Origin of the sequence: Paraburkholderia sp. RL17-347-BIC-D, assembly GCF_046027915.1 — a bacterium.
In the GTDB taxonomy this organism is placed as follows: Bacteria; Pseudomonadota; Gammaproteobacteria; order Burkholderiales; family Burkholderiaceae; genus Paraburkholderia.
In genome coordinates this window covers 1-404 of record NZ_JARESS010000260.1, presented here as the reverse complement: position 1 = coordinate 404, position 404 = coordinate 1, and the positions used below count along the sequence as shown (strand labels likewise).

Annotated in this window: 1 protein-coding gene; it reads right to left on the bottom strand. The window is 61.9% G+C overall.

The genetic code is table 11. From position 1 onward, the window contains the following. On the bottom strand, positions 1-404 hold a 404-nt coding region (locus tag P0D96_RS48465), incomplete at both ends, for an FUSC family protein (RefSeq protein WP_408321483.1).

Genomic DNA, 404 nt, shown 5'->3' with positions numbered 1-404 from the left:
ACCATCCGGTCGCGGATTTCAGTGAGGTTCGTGGTTGGGCCGAACTCTCCGAGCAACGCAAGCGAGAACGTAAACATCACCTGGAGGCCGGCATAGCTGATCCTCTCCGAACCCGCCGTTATCCACGCCCCTAAGGCAACGACAGGCAACACGATCAACAGCAGGGCAACGATGTCGTCGAAATGCGGAACGATGAACACAACCGTGAACAACGCCAGCGCGCTGCCGACGGCGGCCCCGGAGAGCCGCAGCAACGCACGCTGCGTCGATGCGCCGAGGCTCGGCAGCGCGACGATCAGGCAGGTCAGCATGACCGTGTGGACGCCCTGCCAGTCCACGGCGTTGTAGAACACATAGCAGACGAGAACAGCGAGCAGCGTCTTCAGCGAAAAGCGCGTGTACGC